Below are 20,151 nucleotides of genomic sequence, written 5' to 3'. Positions count from 1 at the left end.
ATAGCCCCCCAGCGTACTCCCCATCCAAACTCCCCTCACGCACCCTCCGCGCAGCGGCTCAGTTCAACCAAGCGTTTTTCAACCTCGCGCGGGCTGACATCCACAAGCCCTAAGTTCTCGCACTGGATGAATCCTTCGGAGAACACGTCTTTGATGTTCACGAACTTCACGCCGTGGCCCATCTGCTCTTTTGTAAAGTTGAGGCCGTTCATGAAGTTATCGCAAACTTCACCGATCGTCGTGCGCACCCATTCGGCATCGGGTGCGATATGTGGTGCATAGCCCGCGAGAATCTGGCGGGCCCCGTCGAGGACCTTCTGGTAGCCCTCGATCTCCGCCACGACCCGCCGCTGCTCCTCCAGCGGCGGCAGCGGGATTTCGAAGGTCTTGAAGAAGCCGTTGTGGGAGCTCTCCACCGTCACACCCGATTTGATGCCATCGCGGAGAATCTCGGCACTCCGCCCCTTCAAGACGAACAAGAGGAACTTGGGATCAAGCCGCTCCTGATCCGGCGTGATGGCGAGGATGTCCTGATTCGTGCACATCGGACGCGCGGTGATGGCGAGCGGCAGCGTGTGCTTCAAGATGCCGGAGCGGACGACACAGAGCACGGTCCCGGCAGGCAGGAGCTTCGTGGCGCTGCTTTCCACGGCAGAGGCCGAGACATGGTCTTCGGTGTCAGTGATGACCAGGGACTTCATGTCCTTTGGTGAAACCCATGGGATGTCACCCTTCCAGAAAGCTGCATTCGCCTTTGAGGGAGTGCCACCATTGCCAAGCGTTGCCACATCTCCCAGCACGACCATTTCCACGGTGCTGTCGGGGGCTTTTTCACCAAAGAACGTCTCCGCCTGAAGACTGCACGCCCGGCTCTCCAGCAGCGTGGATTTCTCCACCCGCTTCCAAACCACGGCAGCGCCAACGGCGCTACCCATCCCAGCCTGGGGCAACGCCCCAGGCGGAGCATCCGCAATCACGGCGGAGGGCTGAAGGCCCGACTCATGGACGAGGGTCACCGCCGCGGGCATGGCGCGGGCTTTCAGCCCTTGGCGTGTTTTCGTGCCGGGTTCCTGGGCCGTTGGCCCAGGCTGGGATGATGACGGGCCTTTGGCCCTGAATCCTGCGCCTTCGGCACCTGCCATCGGTCCTCCGAGCCACGCTTTCACTACCCGCTCCGCCTCCGGCAGGTCATTCGCCTCGATCTCCCGGCGCTGATCGCCGAGGTCGAAGCCATCGGCGGTGATTTTGAGGAAAAGAACCTCTTTGGTCTTCCGGGCGAGCTGCTTGTCGAAGAACAGGATGCTGGTCTTCACGCCGGAGTAGGGCTTGAAGACGCCGGAGGGCAGGCTGACGACGGCGACGAGGCAGTCCTCCACCAGGAAGCGGCGCAGCTTCACATAAGCGTTCTGCGTGGTGGCCACGATGCCGTTCGGCACGATGACGCCGCCGCGCCCCCGGCTGCTGAGATGCTCGGCGATGTAGTCGGTGAAGAGCACCTCCGCTTTCTTCGCGGCGATGCGGAACTTCGTGTGCGGGGTGACGCCGCCCTTCGGCGTCATGAAGGGCGGATTCGCCAGGATGAGGTCTGCCTTTTCCTCCCAGCGGGCGTCATTGCTCAGCGTGTCGTAGATGTGGATGGCAGGATCCGGGAAGCCGTGGAGAAAGAGGTTCACCTTGCTGAGCTTCACCATGAGGTCGGTGATGTCGTAGCCAGTAAGGTTGGCATACACCTGCTGCCGCTGCTCATGAGTGAGCTGGTCTCCGGGAATGCTGGAACCGGCGGAGGTGTGCCGGGACAGGATGTGTTTATACGCGCTGACGAGGAAGCCGCCGGTGCCACAGGCAGGATCGAGGATGCGGTCCCCCGGCTGGGGATCGAGGCAGGCGACGACGAAATCAATGATGTGCCGCGGCGTGCGGAACTGCCCATTCTCCCCCTGCGTGCCCATGCACTGGAGCAGGTATTCAAAGGCATTCCCCAGCTCCTCGCTGTGGCTGTAGGCGAAGGCGTTCACCTCCGTGAGGAACATGGTGAGGATGCGCCCGTCCCGGAATTTTAGGAAGGCATTGCGGAAGACATCGCGGAACAGCCCCGGCAGATGCGCGGCCGGGATGATGCGCTTCTTTTTCACCTCGCCCTTCTCCTTCACCTCGATCTCCATGTCGGCTCCGCCCAGCAACTCGATGCCGCGTGCAAAGAGGGCCATGCGCTGCTCCGCGCTGACCGTCTGCGGTAGGAGATTCCGCCAGCGGTAGGGCTCCAGATGCTGCGTGAAGAAGCTGCGCCTCCCGCCCATCTCCACGGACTCCTCATCGAGGTCGTCCATGAACTTGTAGATCAGCGCCAGGGTGATGAGCTCCACCTGATCCGTGGGCAACGGCAGTTTCCCCACCAGGATGTCACGGCAGGAGTCGATGCGGCGCTTGGTCTCGGAGGTCAGCATGGGGCCGCGAGGAAAGCGGCGGATGCGGATGAAGGCAAGCAGATGGCGCAAAGAGGGAAAAGACCCGGAATGGAGGTGACCCCGGGATTGGGAGACGGGGCGGAACTGGGCGGATCGGGGGAGCTTGCCGCCGTGGCAGTTGCGGTTGGGCTGGGAAGAACTGATTCCCATTCAGTAGCCTGCGGTCTTCCGGCGGAATCATGCGCACTTCTGGCGGAACTGCCCGCACTCCCGGCGGAACCGTGCGATTCACCGCCGGAATTGCCCGCGCCACCGGAAGAAGTGCCCGTGATTGTGGCGCAAGTGTCCAAGGTTGCGGCGCAGGTGCCCGCGATTGCAGCGCAAGTGCGCGTGATTGCGGCGCAAGTGCCTGAGGTGGCTGCGCAGGTGCCCGTGGTTGGGGGGCAAGGTGAGGGGTTGCGGGTTACGGGTGATGGAGTGGCGCACGACGGGCACTTTTGCTCGCCGGGTGGCGTTGAGGGGAGGTGCGGGAGGGCCGACGAATCGTCGGCCTTGAGTGGATGGCGACGAGTCGTCGCCACTCCTGACCGGCCTTGCGCCTTTCCTTCCCTTCCAGCCGCGAACCTGCTTCCGATCTGGAACCGTCGGAACTTGAAACCTGAAACTTGGAACTCAAGAACCCTGCCCTTCGACGATTGAGGTTGTGCGGAGAGGAGCGGGCTTTTAGCTTGGGGGGTCTCCCGCATGACCCTGAACCGCTCCAACCTCTGCTGGCTGGCCCTGGCGCTGATCACGGCGGGGTATTTGATCTTCTGGGCGCTGCTGCTGGGGGCGACGGCGACTTACAGCACGCCGGAGTCGTGGCTGAAGGTGCTGGGATCGACGGAGATCCGGCATGCAACGTGGCTGAGCCTGGTGACCTGCTGCCTGGCGGCGGGATTGGCGCTGCTGCTGGCGGTGCCGGTGGGCTACCTGATGGCCCGGCGGGAGTTTCGCGGGAAGTCGTGGCTGGATGCGGCGCTGGACATCCCGATCATCCTGCCGCCGCTGGTGGTGGGGCTGTGCCTCTTGATCTTTTTCCAGACACGGATCGGGCAGGTGATCGAGGGCGGCTTTGATGTGAGGGTGCCGGGGATCGTGGTGCCTGAGTCGTGGCGTCCTGAGCCTCCATTCAAGAGGACCGGAGAGGATGAATTCAAGCCGGGATCGAAAGAGATGGCGATGAATGATGAGGCCAGAAAACACACGCTGCACATCCCGGGATTCCCCTTCACCTACCAGCTCAGCGGTGTGGTGCTGGCGCAGTTCGTGGTGGCTGCGGCGTTCGCGATCCGCACGATGCGCGGCACGTTTGATCATCTGTCCGCACGGCCGGAGGAGGTGGCGCTGACGCTGGGCTGCACGCGCTTCCAGGCGCTGTGGCATGTGGCGCTGCCGGCGGCACGGCGGGGGATGGTGGCGGCGTTTTGCATCGCCTGGGCGCGGAGTCTGGGTGAGTTCGGACCGATCCTGGTCTTCGCCGGGGCGACGCGGATGAAGACGGAGGTGCTGCCGACAACGGTGTGGCTGGAGCTGAGCGTGGGGAATCTGGAGGCGGCGGTGGCGGTGAGCTTGTTCATGGTGGCGCTGGCGGTGCTGGTGCTGGTGGTGGTGCGTGCGACGGGGGAAAAGGTATGATCCAGCTCGACCACATCTCCTGGAAGGCGGGCGGACGCGTGATCCTGGCGGAGGTGACGATCGCCATTCCCGCGAACACGTATGCGGTGCTGATGGGATCGACGGGCTGCGGCAAGACGACGCTGCTGGAGATCCTCTGCGGTCTGCGGAAGCCGACCTCGGGCCGTGTGCGGCTGGATGGTGTGGATGTGACGGATCTGGAGCCGCGGGAGCGTGGGATCGGCTACGTGCCGCAGGATCTGGCGCTGTTTCCGGGCTTGAGGGTGCGGGAACAGATCGCCTTCGCGCCAAAGCTGCGCGGATTGCCGCCTGCGGAGATCGAAGCGCGGGTGAAACGTCTCGCGGAGCAGTTTGGCATCGTGCCGCTGCTTGACCGGCTGCCGGACCGGCTGTCCGGCGGTGAGAAGCAGCGGGTGGCGCTGGCGCGGGCACTGGCGGCGCAGCCGAAGCTGCTGCTGCTGGATGAACCGCTCTCAGCGCTGGATGAGGGGATGCGCGCGGAGGCGGTCTCGCTGCTGCAAAAGGTGCAGCAGGAGCATGGGCTGACGGTGCTGCATGTCACGCACTCCAGCAACGAGGCTGCGGCACTGGGTCACCTGCAACTGCGGATGAGCGGCGGCAGGCTGGAGGCGCTGCAAGACTAAGGTGCGAAGCGCACGCGGTAGAAGGTCCGCGGCGTCTGGATGGTCACAGGGCTGCTGACCAGACTGACGATGAGGTCGGGCCCGACGACGGGATTGCCAAAGCGTGTCCAGCTGATCAGATCGGTGGAGGATTCGACGAGGTAAAGCTGGTAGCGCTGGGCGGTCCACGTCAGCGACGCCGTCCCGCCTCCTAAAGCCAGGACATCATCGACCTTGAGCCGCGAAGAGGCATCCACCGGGCTGGTGCCGGTGAGGAATTCGCCGAGGTTGCTGACGCCATCGCCATCCTTGTCATCGGTGGCCCGGCTGAGAGCGCCGACGCTGGGGGTGGCGTTGCCGAAGTGATCGATCATCCAGCTGTCCGGCAGGCCGTCGGTAGCGCCGTTGGGTTTTGAGTCGGCGTAGATGGCGGTGACCCGCACGCGGGTCCAGGGCGAGGCATTGACGCCGTCGGAGAAGCGCACCCATTTCATGGCATAGAAGGAGGAACTGGCCGGATCGATGCTGGAATCGCCGTAGTAGTCGCCTTGGGTGATTTTGAGGGTGTTGCCAGTGAAGCTGATGGTGCCGGCCAGGTTGTTGCCGGGACCGGTGGTGACGAGGGTGAGCAGGCCGGAGTCCGTCTGCCGGTCGCAGCCGAAGAGCTGGAGCTCATTGATGCCGGCCACGGTGGTGATGGGCGTGGGCGCGGTGACCATGGCCATGATGCGGTCGTAGGAATAGGGCGGTGTGTCGGCGGGCGGGTGGATCTTCTGCACCACGGGGCCGTCGTAGCTGCCCAGGGTGGCGCCGCGGCCGTCGGCATGGGCCTGGAAGTACATGACGGCTTGTTTGAGCGTGGTGTCGGCCTCGGAGGGATTTTCACTGGAGTGGCCCATGCCGAGCGCGTGACCGACCTCGTGGCAGAGCACCTCGGCAAAGGTGGCGAGGGTTTGCATGGAGGTGGCGGTGTGCTCCAGCACGACATAGCCGCGGGTGGATTTGTGGAACTCCAGGCCGTTCACCTGGCCGCCACCGCCGCCGGTGGCGCTGAAGTCGGAGCTGACATTGGTGAAGGAACGGCCGCCGATGCCCAGGACGCTGCCGCTGCTGATCTCGCCATGCAGATCGTGAAGCTGGATGCGCAGGCGCTCGTCGCTGATGTTCACATTGGCGGCGGACATGCCGAAGTTTTCCAGTCCGTCGAAACGGAACGTCAGGCCCGTGACCGCGCTCCAGGCCGCGAGCGCCTGGCTGACGGCGGTGAGGGCCTGCTCCTGGGTGATGCCGGTGGGAAGGGCCTGCACATCGACGAGGTAGCCCACAGCCTCCCCCCGGTCGGGAGCGACAAACCGTGCCGGGATGCCCGAGCCGTCCACCAGCAGGCCGGTGTTATTCGAAGGCGAGCCGGAATTCGCCTGCTGGCTGCCGGTGCTGCCGCTGAAGTCGGTTCCCGAGACCGGTGTGGACGGTCCGGCGCCCTGCTCGCTGGCGAGCTGCCGCAGGCGGCGCAGTTTCTGCGCGGTGGCGAAACGTTTGCGGGCCACAGCGGCACCGACGCGCTCCGCACCGGCGAATCCGCGCAGCAGCTCGAGGGAGCCGTCAGGACGCTTCACGACATAGAACAGGCGCTCGTCTCCCACGGCAAACGCCGCCGCGAGTCCGGTCGATTCGCCCTCGCCATCGATCACGCCGCCACGCTGGATCACCGTGAAGGAGGCGGGGAAGGTGCCTTTGATCGCCTCCAGCGGCGTGATGTGGATGCGGGTGAAGATGCCCCCGCGCTCCGGGTGGCGGAAGGCCTCGATGCCGGTGATCTGGCCGCGGCAGATGCCGAGCGCGGCCCGGACGTCCTCCACCTCCGTGGTGGGAGCCAGTGACGAGGCCCGTGCCGCATCGGTGGAGAGAATCAGGACGGCGCATGCGGCCGTGAGGACGGCGAGAGGGGAGGGGAAACGTCGGCTTGCCATTCGGTCAGCATGCCACAGTGGCGTCCGCCTTGACAAGCCGCCTCACCGAAAAGAATCGGCGCAGGTTTTCATGGGCGTTGAAAATGAAGGGCTTCCACGTCCGGCGGGGCTGGCTCCTGCGAAAAAGCAGGGCGCGATTGGATTCTGCCAAAAGCCGCGTTTAGAGTGCGCGAAATCACCCCCTGAATGGATTGGAATGACTGGCAGCGCGTGCTGAAATGGCGCGCCCTCGAAGAAGGCGATGCCGACGGCTTGCTCGTCAGCGCGGAGCGTCGTCGTGAGGCCACGGCGCACACGCGGGCCGGATTGGCGTCGGAGGAGATCAAGGGGGACGCGCTGGATGATCGCGGGGAGATGTTTCTCGACAAACGCTCCGAATGGCTGGACCGCGAGGCGGTGGGCTGGCGTGGCGAGTTGATCCGCGTGCTGGAGCTGCTGCGCGTGCCTCATGGACGCTGGTCCTGGGCGGTGGGGGGCTGGGGGATCGCCTGGGTCGCCGGCTACGGGCTCACGGATCTGGGACAAACGAGCGAGTTCAATCTGCTGGCGCTGCCGCTGGTCGGTCTGCTGGCCTGGAACGCGGTGGTGATCGTGCTCGGCATCCTGTGCGAGATCATGCCGGCATCGTCGATGGCTGGACGCGGCGGCTGGCTGGCGGAGGTGCTGGCTCATGGCGTGTCAAAGTTCAACGCGGCGTCGAAACAGACGGAAAACTCCCTCGGCGGTGCTGTGCGGGCCCGTTTTGAGGAACTCGCCTGGCCGCTGGCCTGGTGCCGGCTGCAGATGCGCCTGCGCACCTGGCTGCATGTGGCCGCAGCGATGATGGCGCTCGGTGGCGCGACGGCCTTGTATGCGCATGGCTGGTCGCGGGAGTACCGCGCGGTGTGGGAAAGCACGCTGCTGAGTGAGAATGGCGCCCGCGCCTTTTTTGAAACGCTGTTCAAGCCAGCCTCCGTCGTTTTGCGCACGCCGGTGCCGCTGGATCAGATCGCGTCCATGCATCGCACGGGAGGGAAGGCGGACAAGCCGGCGCCTGCGCTGCCATGGATTCATCTGTATGCGGGAACCTTGCTGGTGCTGGTCATCGCGCCGCGTCTGCTGCTGGCGGGCATCGGCGTGGCCCGTGGCGGGCGTGTGATCTCCGCCCGCGCCCGCGGTTTGCACTGGGGCGGCTATCTGCGCGGCCTGCTGCGGGCGGTGGAGGGTGGCGATTCACGCGTGCAGGTGCTGGTGCATGCGATGGAGGCCACGCCCATGCATCGCGAGGTGTGGGATCGCGGCGTGCGCGGCCGGTTTGGCGGCATGGCACGGGCGGAGTATGTGCGCATCCCCGCAGGGGATGAGGATGAGTTTGCCGCCGCGTGGCAGCCGGTGTCGGCGCAGGTGGTGGTGCTGTTCAACATGGCCACCACGCCGGAGGCGGAGGTGCAGCGCCGTCTCGTCTCGGATGTGCGCCAGCGCCTGCTCACGAAGCACGCGGAACCTGATCTGATCGTGCTGCTCGATGGCACGAGCCTCGCCGGACGTTGGTCGCCGGAAAAAATCGCCGGACGCGAGCAGTTGTGGTCGCGCACGGTCGAAGGACTGGCCACCGAGGTGATTGTGGCCGTCCGCAAAGAATCCGCACGCGATCACGCGGCGTTGTCGTAATGTTCTCCAAGTTTTCCCTTCTCGTGCCCGCCCTGTTCTCCAAGTCCAAAGCCTCCGATGCTCCGCCGAAGCAGGGCGCGGAAGCCGGGGTGCGTGACGCCTCGGACATCATCACGCTGAGCCTGATCTCCCACACCAACGCGGGCAAGACCACGCTCGCCCGCACGCTGCTGCGTCAGGACGTGGGGGAGGTGCGGGACGCGCCGCATGTGACGCTGTTCAATGAGTCCTACACGCTGCTGGAGACCGGCGGCTTCATGATGCGCCTGTGGGACACGCCGGGCTTTGGCGACAGCGGACGGCTGATGAAGCGGCTGAAGCGCGAGCGCAACCCGGTGCTGTGGTTCCTTTCCCAAACGTGGGACCGCATCACCGACCGTCCGTTGTGGTGCAGCCAGCAGGCGCTGAAAAACGTGCGCGATGAGGCCGATGTGGTCCTCTACCTCGTGAACGCCACCGAGCCGCCCGAGGCGGCGGGATACATCGGCCCGGAGATGGAGATCCTCGGCTGGGTGGGGAAGCCGGTCGTCGTGTTGCTCAATCAAACCGGCACGCCGGGCAGTTCGGAGATGGAGCGCGTGGAGCTCGATGCCTGGCGCGCGCATTTGAAGCAGTTCGAGGCCGTGCGTGCGGTGCTGACGCTGGATGCCTTCGCCCGCTGCTGGGTGCAGGAGGACACCCTGATGGAGTCGCTGGCTCCGCTGATGGAAGGCTCGAAGATCCCGACCTTCCAGCAGATCAAGAAGGCGTGGACGCAGCGGAACATCGGCGTGTTTCGGGATTCGATCAGACTGCTCTCCGAACAGCTCACCGCGGCGCTGCTGGACGGCGTGGATGTGCGTGCGGAGACCTTGCTGGAACGCGTGGGCTGGCAGCGCGAGGAATTGAACCGCGAATACAACGACGCCCGGCAGAAGCTGGCCTCGCAGATGGCGGATCGTGTCGAACAGACGACCAACAAGCTGATTGAGGCCCATGGATTGAAGGGAGCCGCCGGTCATGAGGTGAGCCAGGTGGCCCGTGAGCATTTCCACCAGCCGCAGGCCGTCTCCGAGAGCATCTGGGGCGTGCTGGGCAGCTTCGCCGGCGGTGCGATGGGTGGTTTGATCGCGGACTTGAAGCTCGGCGGCATGACCTTCGGCGGCGGAGCGCTGCTGGGCGGCCTGGCCTCGGGCATCGGCGCGTATGCCTTGATCCGCAGCTATAATCTGGTGCGCGGCAGTGATCAGCGCCTGCGCTGGTCACGCGAGCATTTCCGCGAGCAGGTGCGCCTGGCCCTGCTCGCCTACCTGGCCATCTGCCATTTCGGCCGTGGCCGTGGGGAATGGCAGGAAAGCGAGCAGCCGCAGCACTGGCATGAGACGGTGGACGCGGTGATCAACGAACACGATGACGCGGTGGATCATCTGTGGAAGTCGGGCGTGCAGAAGGAAGCCATGCCAGCCGTGTTGTTCCGGCAGACGCATCAACTCGTGGGCGATTGTATGACCGCGCTGTTGGAACGGCTGTATCCAGGCGTCGAAACGAGCGCCTGGCGGTCCTGAGCGTCGAACTCACGCAAACGACGCTCCAGGCGTGTCTGGAACACATTCCAGCAACGAACAGCGCGTGAGCGGAAGTCGGCAGGTGTGACGCCGAGGCTGTGCAAGCAGTCGCGATGATCCCAGGCGACGACGAACGCGGTGCCCAGGTGGATGAGTTGAAACTGCCAGCGCCAGAGACGCTGCATGGCGGGTGTGAGCGTCTTCAATCGCTCGAAGAGAAAGTCACGCTGGAAGGAGAGGTGGCCCATCTCATCGCGCAGGAGCTTTTTGGCGACGGTTTGCACCACTGGATCACTGCAACGCAGCGCGAGCAGGCCGAAATAGACTTCGGCGATGAGTTCGGCGGTGAGGAGGACCTGAATGTTGAACTCCAGGTTCACCAAGTCGCGCAACCAGCGGAAGATGGAGTTCGTCCATTGCTTCCGCAGCAGGGCGCCGTGCAGATGCGTGACAGCGCGTGCAAGCAGGGCGGCGTGGCTTTGCTCCTCGGCCACGAAGAGATCGACCGCACGCTGGTAGCCGCGCAGATTCTCCAGCGTCGCGATGCTGCGGGTGTAGCGCCGCAGACGCGTGCCGCCGCCGCTTTCACCGAGCTGGAAGGTGGCGAGTGATTTCGCCAGGGGGATGCGGACATGGTCCGGCAAGGTGCAAGGCTCGTCAGGAAGCGGAAGGTCGTGATTGAGGCGGGTGTTGCTCTCGAAGTGGGTGATCCATTTTTGCGTATTCATAAAGTTCTCTGCTCGTGGTTCTCGGTTCCCAGTTGATCAGGCGGCTTGAAGCATGGTGCGGAGGAATTCGTGCGCGGGTGTGGTGCGGAGTTCGGCGGCGATCTGGCGGAGGCGCTGCATCACGGCATCGACGGTTTCATCGAGGGTGGAGGTGCCGGCGGTGACGCCGACGTTGCGGGCTTCGGTGAACCACGCAGGATCGAGTTCATCGGCGCTTTCGATTTGCAGCGTGCGCAGGCCATTCGCGGCGGCTTTTTGGGCGAGCTGGCGTGTGTTGTTGCTGTTGCGGCCGCCGATGACGACGATGTGGTCGCAGGTGCGGATGAGATCATCCATCGCCGTCTGCCGTTGCTTCGTCGGATGGCAGATGGTGTCGATGAAACGCACTTCAGAGCCGCGATGGAGGCGTTTGATGGCTTCGACGAGACGCAGAGCGACCTCAATCGGCTGCGTGGTCTGTGAAACGATGCCGAGGTGAGGATGCACGGGGATTTGATCGAGATCGCCTTCGTCGAGAACGACGACGGCTTGTGGGAAGTCGCCAATGAGGCCGCGCACCTCGACGTGTTGGCGTTGTCCGATGACGACGGGCTGGTAGCCATCGCTTACGAGTGTGGCGAGTGCGTGATGCGCCTTTCGAACGAGCGGGCAGGTGGTGTCGATGACGTTGTGGCCGGCAGTTTGCCAAGCTCGGCGATTTTGATCGGAAGCGCCGTGGGCGGTGATGGCGACTTGAACGGTGGTGGCGCTGTTCAGGTCGTCGAGATCGCCTTTTCGGGCACCGACGGCGGCCAGATGGCGATCGACGACGGGATTGTGGACGAGCTGGCCGAGAATGGTCAGCGGGGCGCGTTGCGCGGCGGCGTGGGTGGCACGCAGGGCGTCGCGGACGCCGAAGCACATGCCGTGATGTTGGGCGAGGTGGATGTTCATGATGTTGTTCGTGGTTTGGCTTTGTGGGACAAAGTGAGTGGGCAAAAGGAAACGAGATCAGCCCTGCTGGGCGGCTTGGACGATCTGTCCGAGGACTTCGACGTAGCTCTTGAAGGCCTGGCGTCCTTCGGCGGTGAGTTCGTAGCTGGTGCGCGGGCGTGTGCCGGATTCGTCGCGGGTTTCTTTGATGTAACCGGCTGTGCTTAATGTGCGGAGATGGGTGATGAGATTGCCATCGCTCATGCTGAGCTCGGCTTTGAGGTCCTGGAAGGCCCACTCGCCCCGTGTGGAGAGCAGCGTCATGATGGCGAGGCGGCCCTTTTCGTGGATGAGCTTGTCGATTTGATCGAAGTCGATCATTTCGCGGCCTCCTGCGCCGGTTTGGGGCTGAAAAAGACAGCGAGGGCATAAATGACGTGCAGAAGGCCGAAGGTGAGCCCCATGACCAGCGACGCGGGCGCAAGGTCGCTGGAGAGGAGATCCACATCGCGATTCAGCGCCCAGACCAAGAAAAGCAGCAGTCCCGCAATCACAAAGCCCCAGCCCAGCCGCACGAGCGAACGGGGAGAAAAGCCGGCCGTCGCCAGCAGCGCCAGCCCGTAGCACAGCACCCAGATCAAGGCTGCGAGGGTGAGATTGTGCAGAAAGAGGATCAAACCGATGCCGACCATGCCCCCGACGAGCATGGGAGGCGCAAAGGCCCGCAAAGCCATGCGCATGCCTTCGGAAACGAAAGGCTGGCCGCGTCTGCGGGCTTCTTTGGCGAGGAGAATCACATTCAGGCCGGAGGCGATGCCGAGGATAATCAACCACGTGAAAAGGAAGCAGCGGTCACACATCGCCGCCGCACCTTGATTCGCCACCGCATGCCAGACCGGCCAGATGGACGCCGCCAAAGCCAGAGCACCGCCCGTCAATGCCGCTGGAGCCGAAACTGCCCGGTAGATGTGCGCCTTTTCCATCAGGGAGCGGATGATACGGAGATTCTCCAAAGCGGCTTCGGTGTGGCTCATGGGAGGTTACTTTGTTTCACAAAGTGATAGGTGCAAGTAAAACTTTGTGACGCAAAGCGATGCCGCGTTGGTTAAGGCTTCCGAAACAAGAGATTGCAGTCCGCTATAATTTTCATAAGTTTGCCTGCAATGCGTTCTTCCGTTTCAACCTGCACCTCGGCCCCGTTTCGGGTCTGGAAGACAGCCTTGTGCTGGCTGGGAGCGGTGTTTTTGGCCGCAGGGCAGGGGAGGGCTGCTGATCCCACCGCCGAGCAGCAATACATGCTGGAGCTGACGAACCGCTTCCGCAGCGATCCGCAGAATGAACTGGCCCGGCTGGTGAACTTTTCTTCTCCGGGCGTCTGGGACAGCCCGAAGTCGGATGACGCTTACATTGCGACTGCTTTGAACTTTTTCGGCACCAGCGCCGTGGATCTGGCCGCGCAGTTTTCGATCCTCAGTGCCGCCCCGCCAGTGGCCTGGAGCAGCGCCTTGAACGTGTCGGCAACGGCCTATTCGAACCTCATGGTCACGAACGACCAGCAATCGCACACGCTCGATGGGCTGAGCCTTGCCAACCGCATTCAAAATGGCGGCTACAGCGCGAACTGGCTCGAATTGGGTGAAAATCTCTTCGCCAACACGGAGACGATCATTCACGGGCACGCGGGATTTGTGATCGACTGGGGCGATGGCAATGGCGCGTCGGCGGGCTATGGCAATGGCATTCAGAATCCAGCGGGGCATCGCGATGTGCTGCTGGATTCGTTGTTCAAAGAGGTGGGCATCGGCTTTCAAAGCATCGCAATCCCCGGCGGGAACACCAGTGTTGTCGGCCCGTATGTGGTGACGCAGCATTTCGGCACGCAGTTTCGCTTCGATGGTGCCAGCTACTTCGCCGACGCGATCCTCACGGGCTCGGTTTACGAGGACACGCTGGCCGCCGACCTGTTTTACACGCCGGGCGAAGGTCTCGGAGGAGTGGCGGTGAATGTCTATGAAGACGTGAGCGGCATCCTGGTGGCCAGCGGCTTCAGCAACAGTGCCGGCGGATTCAACATCGCGCTCACAGGTCTCACGGACGGCGTGGTGTATCGCGTGGAGGCACCGGACACCGGCCTCGCCGCCCAGACCTTCACCCTGACGGCGCACAGCGAGATCTACGGGCCTTCAGTCACCTTTTACGACAACGTCTATTCGTCCTTCATGGTCGTGCCGGAGCCGGGTGGAGTTCTGCTCTGCCTCGTCGCGGCTCTGTGCGGTCTTGCTTCACGAAAACGTTCTTCCCCAGCCCCACTGTCATGAAACATCTCGCCCTGCTGCTGTTGTCTTTTGCTTCGCTTGCCGCCCAGGAGGCGGCCTCGCCCCTCGCGACGGAAATCCGCTCAATCATCGACGAATACGAGAACTCCGTGCGTGCGAACACGCAGAAGATCATCGCGGCCACCACGGAGGAGGAGCGGAACAAGTATCGCTCCACCATTCCCAGCGCCGGACCTTATGCGACGACGATGATGAAACTCGTGCAGGCGAATCTGGCGGAGCCGGACGTGGTGAAAGGCGTGTCGTGGCTGGTGACTGGCGCGGCGGGGTTTCCTGAGGGCCAGGAGGCGCTGAAGATGCTGGGCAGCACCTTCGCCGACCGCAAGGGCATCGCCGAGGCCGTGAAGCAACTCGAATACCACGGACTGCCTGCCGAGCCGGTTCTGAAGGCGGTGATTGAGAAGAACCCGAACCGTGAGGAGAAGGCGGCGGCGCTTTATTCGCTCGGCGCGGTACATTTCAAGAACTTCGACGCCTCGGCGGATCGTGTCTCTGGTGAAGCATCCAAGCAGAAGGCGCTGGATGCCTTCCAGCAGCTCAACGCCGGCTTTGCCGATGTCACGATCCAGGGCTTCAACCTGTCCGACTTTGCCGCGAAGATGCTCTTTGAAATGACCAGCCTGCAGGTCGGCTCGGAAGCGCCGGAGATCGAGGGCAAGGACGCGGAAGGGCAGGCAGTGAAACTCAGCGATTATCGCGGGAAACACGTGATCGTGATCTTCTGGGGCGGCTGGTGCCATGCCTGCCACGGCACCTTGCCGCTCGTGAATGAGGCCGTCGCACAGTTGAAGGACAAGAATGCGGTGGTGCTGGGCGTGAACACCGACATCGAGCCTGAGTCGAAAAAAGCGCTCGCGGATTACAAGGTCGCGTTCCGCAACGTGATGGACGGCACCACCAGCGGTCCCAACACCAGCCTCTACAACCTGCGTAACTTTCCCACCCTCTATCTCATCGATCCGAAGGGCGTGATCGAAATCAAGAACGGTGCCCTGGAGACCATGGTGGCAAAGATCGTTGCGTCTGCCGGGCCTGCGAAGTAGGCGTCGGCATGAAACCGGTCCTTCGCGACATGTTGCATCGGGTCGAGGGTGTCGTGCTGAGAGCGGTTGAGCCGGAATGAAGCGGCGGATCAGACGAAACGTGCTTGGGTCGGCCTTTCGGGCCTCCGAATGGTTCAGGTTTATTAAAAACTTGCGTTTTCTATAAAAAACCATAAAAATGTGGTGTTATAAGACCGAATTTAGGTCTCAAACCACATGCTTCCGCTGATCGACCAAATCCTCACAACCGCTGGTTGTGGTGACTCGCCTGCTGTGCGGCAGGCGATCGAGGCTGCTTGTTTCAATCAGACCTCGTTTGTCGATGCCGTCCTCGATTGCGAGGGCGTCAGGGAAAGGGACTTTTTGATGGCTCTGGCCAAGGCGCTCAGTTTGGGCTGGTGGGAGCCTGAAGACGAGGAGAAGCCTGCCGAATCCGGCATCCGCCGTCTGCTTCCCGCCGAGATCGCGTTGAGGCATCGTTTGCTGCCGCTTTTCACCGAGGAAACGGAAGGCGGCTCGGAACTCGATGAGGCCAAACGCACGCTGCACATCGCCACCTTTGATCCGCTGAACCTCGTGGCACATCAACGCGTCGCCGCGAGTCTCGCGATGCCTGTCGTTTGGCATGTGGGACCTCGCACGCGCATCGTCGAGGGCCTGCAAAAGCTCTACGGCCTCGGGGCGGACACGTTTGAGAAGATCCTGCGCGGCCGTGCCGACTGGGGCTCCGAAGAATTGAAGGACGAGGTCACCGTGCTCGATGAACCGGAGGACGAGGAGGCCAGCGTCGTGCGTTTTGTGAATCAAATCATCCGCCGCGGGCTCGATCAGCGGGCCACGGACATTCATGTGGAGCCGCAGCACGACCGCCTGCGCATCCGCTACCGCATTGACGGCCGTCTCGAAGAGCTGCCGGTGCCGGAGAACATCAAATCGCTGCAAGCCTCCGTCATCGCTCGATTGAAAATCATGGCCCGCCTCGATATCGCGGAGAAGCGCCTGCCGCAGGACGGCCGCATCAATCTCGAACTCGACGGCACACCCATCGACGTGCGTGTTGCCACCATTCCCAGCGTGGAAGGTGAGAGCGTGAGCCTGCGCTTGCTTGCTCAGCAGCAGGTCACGTTGAACCGACTCGGCCTCACCAGCACGGTTCGCCCGGTCATTGAAGAGCTGCTGAAGCTCCCGAACGGCATCATCCTCATCACAGGCCCCACCGGCAGCGGTAAATCGACTTCGCTCTACGCCTTCCTCACCGAGCTGAATCAGACGCACCGCCGTATCGTGACCATCGAGGACCCGGTGGAATACAAGATGCCCGGCGTCGTGCAGATCGCCGTGAAGCCCGAAATCGGCCTCACGTTTGCCGCGGGACTGCGCAGCATCCTGCGTGGCGATCCGAACGTCGTCATGATCGGGGAAATGCGCGACCTTGAGACCACCGAGATCGCCGTGCGTGCCGCGTTGACCGGTCACCTCGTCTTGAGCACGCTGCATACGAATGACGCCATCGGCGGCATCACGCGACTCGTCGATATGGGCGTGGAGCCCTTCCTCGTCAGCAGCGCCGTGCGGGCCTTCCTCGCGCAGCGCCTCGTGCGCAAGCTCTGCCCCGTGTGCAAAGCGCCCGCCGAGGTCGAGGAGCCGTATCTGCGCTCCATCGGCTTCCCGTCGCATGTGCGTGGCCAGATCATGAAAGCCGTCGGTTGCGAAGCCTGCCGTGGCAGCGGCTTCCAGGGCCGTCTCTCCATTTATGAAATCGTGCTCGTCACGCACGCCTTGCAACACCTCATCAACTCGCGGGCGCATCCCGCCGAGTTCATGAAGCAGGCGCTCAAAGACGGCTACGTGCCCATGCGCGGCTACGGCTTCCAAAAAGTCCTCTCCGGCGAGACCACCATCGAAGAAGTCCTCTCCGTCACCGCCGCCGGCGAGCGCCAGACGCCTTCTCCTGCCACTCCTGTCGTCGCCACCGCTCCCACACGCCTCGCGGCCTAACCCAATTTTCAGTTCTCAGTTTTCAATTTTCAATTTTCAATGCCGCTATTCACCTACAGCGCCCTCGGCCCCTCCGGCATGATCACCGGAGAACTCACCGCGTCAGATCGCGGCGAGGCCTTTGCGTTGCTCGGGAAGAAAAAAATCCAGCCCATCAAACTCGAAGCCGCCTCCGAGGCTCAAACCACCTCGAAAGCCAAAACCAAAGCTTCCGCCGAGCCCATCACCAGCGGCCCCATCAAGCTCAAGCTCGCCCAGGTCGTGCTCTTCATCGAAGAACTCGCCGATCTCGTCGGCGCTGGCATCCAGCTCGAGCCCGCGCTCGCCACGATGGAGCGGCGTCGCGAGCTCTCCGGCATCAAAACGCTCGCCACCGTGCTGCGTGGCAAGGTGCGTGATGGCATGTCCTTCTCGAAGGCCGTCGCCTCGACGAGCCCGAGCTTTGGCAATCTCTTCTGCGCCCTTGTTTCCGCCGGTGAGGCCAGCGGCTCGATGAGCACCATCTTGAAGCGTCAGGCCGCCTACATGCGTTCGCTCGCCGCGCTGCGCTCCAAGGTGCTCGCCGCCATGCTGTATCCCGCGTTTCTCGTCGTCGCCGCGCTCGGCGTCTCGCTGATGTTTGTGCTCTACCTCATCCCGAAGCTCACCGAGATGCTCGACAGCACCGGCGGCTCGCTGCCCTTCCTCGCGCAGGTCATGCTGAAGGCCAGTGAGGTCTTCAAATCAACATGGTGGATGTTCATCATCGCGGGCATCGCCAGCTTCATCCTCTTCCGCGCCTGGCTCGCACGGCCCGAGTCCGCCATTCCGTGGGCACGCTTCAAACTCCGCCTGCCGCTCTTCGGTGCCATCTTCAAGGCCCGCTTCTACGTCCAGTTCCTCGAAACGATGGCCAACCTGCTCGGCAACGGCCTCACGATGGTTCACGCCATGCAGCTCACGCATCAGGCCATCGAGAATCCGCATCTCCAGCGCGAGTTCGAGGCCGTTCAACGCCACGTCGGCGAAGGCGTGAGCCTCTCGCGTGCTCTCGACCGCAGCGGCCAGTTCCCGCCGCTGCTGCTCGACATGGTCAACGTCGGCGAACAGACCGGCGACATGCCAGGGGCCCTCTCCCGCGCCGCCGAACGCTTCGACCGCGAGCTCGGCAAGAAAATCGACACCCTCGCCGCCTGCATCCAGCCCCTCATCGTCTTCATCATGGCCGGCATGGTCGGCTTCATGGCCTACATCATGATGAGCACCATCTTCGAAACCATCAGCTCCATCAAATAGCACGGCTCCGTCAATCCTCCTCCGCCTCTTACTCCGACTCCTCCTCCCCCGAATAAACCTCCAAACCCAACAGCCACCATGAAGCTAAATCATAAATCAAAAATCATAAGTCATAAGTCCCCCGCGGGCTTCACCCTCGTCGAGATGCTCCTCGTCCTCGGCATCATCGGTCTGCTCGTCGGCGTCGGTGTCGTCAGCTTTGGCGGCGTCCTCGAAGGCGGCAAAAACAAGACCGCGCTTGGCCACATCAACCAAATCCAATCCGCCGTCCGCGCTTACGAAGTCGATTCGATGAAGCTGCCCACCACCTCGCAGGGCATCGGCATCCTTGTCGAGAAAGGTAAGCTCAAGAAACTCCCCGTCGATCCCTGGGGCAACGCCTACCACTACCGCAAGCCTGGCACCAAGGACAAAGGCGGCTTCGACATCTACTCCGCCGGCCCCGATGGCATCGCCGACAACGCGGACGACGTGGGAAGCTGGCAGCTGTGAAAATGACGAATGAGGAATTCCGAATGACGAATGAACTTCCAATGACCGAATGCCCAATGACAAGCTGCGAAGCTCGTCATTCGGGCTTCGTCATTCCTTCGTCATTCGCCATTCGCCATTCGTCATTGCCGCGAAGCGGCTTCACGCTGCTCGAGATCCTCGTCGTCCTCGGCCTGCTCATGATGCTCTTCGGCGTCTCGATCATCAGCATCAGCGGCATCAAAGAAGAAGATCGGCTTCGTCGAGCAGTCGCGCTCATCGAGACGACAGCGCGTCAAAACCTTCTCCAGGCCGTCAAAGAGCAGAAAACCGTCACGCTGCCGCTGGCGGCCGGTTCGTTTGGCTCGGGATCGGATTTCAGCGGCTTGCTGCAAATCCGCCGCGTGGGCGAGCGCAGCTTCCGCGAGCCGAAACGCAACGAAACCTGGGAATTCAGCCCCACCGGCATCTGCGAGCCCATCGAGGTCCGTCTCTCCGGCCCCGGCGGCACCGTCGAACTCGCCTTCGATGCCCTCACCGCCTGCGCCAAACGCAAGAGCCTCGATTTCAACGCCAAGTCATGAAGCACACGAGCACAACTTGGAGCATCAAACCTCGCGCCAGCGTCCTGGAGTGCGCCGGCCCTCCGGCGCTTTCGAGCGTCGTTTGGCCTGCGCAAAGCTCCAGAGGGCTGGAGCACTCCAAAACGCTCACGCGCCATTCGTCCGCTCAAGGCTTCGCTCTGCTCGAAATCCTCCTCGCCATCGCGCTCTTCGCACTCGTCTCCGTCGGCATGACGCAGGCCATCGACGGCATCGCCAAAACGACCACCGCAGCACGTCAGGAGGCACAGGTGCTTCGCGTGCTTGAATCAGTGCTCGCCGAAGTGGCCCACCAGCCGGAGTTCAAGGCCACGAAGATCAACTTCCCCAAAACCGCCGACCACATCGACGCCAGCGCCACCATCGAAAAGGTCCGCCTCTTCACCCGTGACAAAGCAGAGCTCGATCACGTCTTCCGCGTCCGCGCCGAAGCCTGGATCAGCGACGGCACCTCCCGCCGCATCGTCCGCAGCATGGAAACGTATGTCTATTCACCCAACAGCCCCATCTGATGCGTGCTGCGTGATGCGTGAATCGGGTTTCACGCATCACTCCTCACGCATCACGAACCGCTCCGGCTTCACGCTGCTGGAAATTCTCCTGGCACTGGTCCTCATCGGTCTGGTGCTCTCAGGCGTTTTCAGCGTCGCGGATGGGGCCATGCAGCTTGGGAAATCAATGGGACAGGCTCGTGTGAACGAAACACGCATCTCGAACTTCGTCACGCAATGGCGCGACTACTTTGAAACCGTCCCTCCGGGCATCACCCTGGCCGCTGGAGCCGAAAAAGCCGCGCGAGGCTCCTCCGGCAGTCTTTTCATCCTCGGCAGCCAGATGCCCTTCGTCTGGGATCAGCGCCTCAAACGGGCCGACGCCGTCGAATTCGGCCTCGTGCGTGCCCCGGGGCCTGACCCGGC

General features: G+C 63.0%; 18 protein-coding genes. 12 read left to right on the top strand and 6 right to left on the bottom strand.

Annotated elements, in window-relative coordinates; translation table 11 throughout:
* Positions 1-35 precede the first annotated feature (35 nt).
* Positions 36-2,444 (bottom strand): N-6 DNA methylase, encoded by a 2,409-nt coding sequence (locus tag IAE77_RS01475; protein WP_294220769.1) that lies wholly within the window; start codon positions 2,442-2,444, stop codon positions 36-38.
* 705 nt (positions 2,445-3,149) lie between these two features.
* On the opposite strand from IAE77_RS01475, the gene IAE77_RS01470 reads away from it, so the two are divergent.
* Both IAE77_RS01470 and IAE77_RS01465 read left to right on the top strand, forming a co-directional pair.
* Positions 3,150-4,082, top strand: a complete 933-nt coding sequence (locus IAE77_RS01470; RefSeq protein ID WP_294220765.1) for an ABC transporter permease — start codon at positions 3,150-3,152, stop codon at positions 4,080-4,082.
* Positions 4,079-4,726 carry an ABC transporter ATP-binding protein gene (locus tag IAE77_RS01465; protein WP_294220762.1) on the top strand — a complete coding sequence of 216 codons (648 nt, stop codon included), beginning with the start codon at positions 4,079-4,081 and terminating at the stop codon, positions 4,724-4,726. The genes IAE77_RS01470 and IAE77_RS01465 overlap by 4 nt, the downstream gene beginning before the upstream one ends.
* Here the strand turns inward: IAE77_RS01465 and IAE77_RS01460 are convergent.
* A complete protein-coding gene (locus IAE77_RS01460; RefSeq protein ID WP_294220760.1) occupies positions 4,723-6,675 on the bottom strand; it encodes a matrixin family metalloprotease in 1,953 nt (650 codons plus the stop codon). The genes IAE77_RS01465 and IAE77_RS01460 overlap by 4 nt on opposite strands.
* 186 nt (positions 6,676-6,861) lie before the next feature.
* On the opposite strand from IAE77_RS01460, the gene IAE77_RS01455 reads away from it, so the two are divergent.
* Positions 6,862-8,325, top strand: a complete 1,464-nt coding sequence (locus IAE77_RS01455; protein WP_294220758.1) for a DUF2868 domain-containing protein — start codon at positions 6,862-6,864, stop codon at positions 8,323-8,325.
* Positions 8,326-8,348: 23 nt separating this feature from the next.
* Complete coding sequence (locus tag IAE77_RS01450; protein ID WP_294220757.1) at positions 8,349-9,869, top strand: GTPase domain-containing protein; 1,521 nt, start codon at positions 8,349-8,351, stop codon at positions 9,867-9,869.
* Here IAE77_RS01450 and IAE77_RS01445 read toward each other — a convergent pair.
* Genes IAE77_RS01445 through IAE77_RS01430 form a run of 4 tightly spaced genes read right to left on the bottom strand, consistent with a single transcriptional unit; the run spans position 9,791 to position 12,543 of the window.
* Positions 9,791-10,597: a hypothetical protein gene (locus IAE77_RS01445; protein WP_294220754.1), complete on the bottom strand. Its 807-nt coding sequence runs from the start codon at positions 10,595-10,597 to the stop codon at positions 9,791-9,793. The genes IAE77_RS01450 and IAE77_RS01445 overlap by 79 nt on opposite strands.
* 36 nt (positions 10,598-10,633) lie before the next feature.
* Entirely contained in the window at positions 10,634-11,530 is an 897-nt protein-coding gene (gene ispH, locus IAE77_RS01440; protein ID WP_294220750.1) for a 4-hydroxy-3-methylbut-2-enyl diphosphate reductase, read from the bottom strand.
* A 57-nt stretch (positions 11,531-11,587) separates the two neighbouring features.
* Entirely contained in the window at positions 11,588-11,890 is a 303-nt protein-coding gene (locus IAE77_RS01435; protein ID WP_294220748.1) for a transcriptional regulator, read from the bottom strand.
* Positions 11,887-12,543 carry a hypothetical protein gene (locus IAE77_RS01430; protein WP_294220746.1) on the bottom strand — a complete coding sequence of 219 codons (657 nt, stop codon included), beginning with the start codon at positions 12,541-12,543 and terminating at the stop codon, positions 11,887-11,889. Before IAE77_RS01430 ends, IAE77_RS01435 begins: the two co-directional genes overlap by 4 nt.
* Before the next feature lie 186 nt (positions 12,544-12,729).
* Between IAE77_RS01430 and IAE77_RS01425 the strand changes: the two genes are divergently transcribed.
* The 8 genes from IAE77_RS01425 to IAE77_RS01390 all read left to right on the top strand — a co-directional run.
* On the top strand, positions 12,730-13,827 hold the full coding sequence (locus tag IAE77_RS01425; RefSeq protein WP_294220743.1) for a CAP domain-containing protein: 1,098 nt from the start codon (positions 12,730-12,732) through the stop codon (positions 13,825-13,827).
* Complete coding sequence (locus tag IAE77_RS01420; protein ID WP_294220740.1) at positions 13,824-14,888, top strand: TlpA disulfide reductase family protein; 1,065 nt, start codon at positions 13,824-13,826, stop codon at positions 14,886-14,888. Before IAE77_RS01425 ends, IAE77_RS01420 begins: the two co-directional genes overlap by 4 nt.
* A 216-nt stretch (positions 14,889-15,104) precedes the next feature.
* A complete protein-coding gene (locus tag IAE77_RS01415; RefSeq protein ID WP_294220738.1) occupies positions 15,105-16,886 on the top strand; it encodes a GspE/PulE family protein in 1,782 nt (593 codons plus the stop codon).
* A 39-nt stretch (positions 16,887-16,925) separates the two neighbouring features.
* Complete coding sequence (locus IAE77_RS01410) at positions 16,926-18,161, top strand: type II secretion system F family protein (protein WP_294220734.1); 1,236 nt, start codon at positions 16,926-16,928, stop codon at positions 18,159-18,161.
* Positions 18,162-18,239: 78 nt separating this feature from the next.
* Positions 18,240-18,653, top strand: coding sequence for a type II secretion system protein GspG (locus IAE77_RS01405; RefSeq protein WP_294220731.1), 414 nt, complete (start codon positions 18,240-18,242; stop codon positions 18,651-18,653).
* Between the two features lie 56 nt (positions 18,654-18,709).
* Positions 18,710-19,216 carry a prepilin-type N-terminal cleavage/methylation domain-containing protein gene (locus IAE77_RS01400; RefSeq protein WP_294220729.1) on the top strand — a complete coding sequence of 169 codons (507 nt, stop codon included), beginning with the start codon at positions 18,710-18,712 and terminating at the stop codon, positions 19,214-19,216.
* Positions 19,213-19,746 carry a hypothetical protein gene (locus IAE77_RS01395; protein ID WP_294220727.1) on the top strand — a complete coding sequence of 178 codons (534 nt, stop codon included), beginning with the start codon at positions 19,213-19,215 and terminating at the stop codon, positions 19,744-19,746. The genes IAE77_RS01400 and IAE77_RS01395 overlap by 4 nt, the downstream gene beginning before the upstream one ends.
* Positions 19,747-19,759: 13 nt before the next feature.
* A partial coding sequence (locus IAE77_RS01390) for a prepilin-type N-terminal cleavage/methylation domain-containing protein (RefSeq protein ID WP_294220725.1) occupies positions 19,760-20,151 on the top strand: 392 nt, incomplete at its 3' end.

The organism is Prosthecobacter sp. (assembly GCF_014879935.1).
Lineage (GTDB): Bacteria > Verrucomicrobiota > Verrucomicrobiia > Verrucomicrobiales > Verrucomicrobiaceae > Prosthecobacter.
The sequence above is the reverse complement of the archived record's forward strand: the minus strand, read 5'-3'. Positions and strand labels throughout refer to the sequence as shown.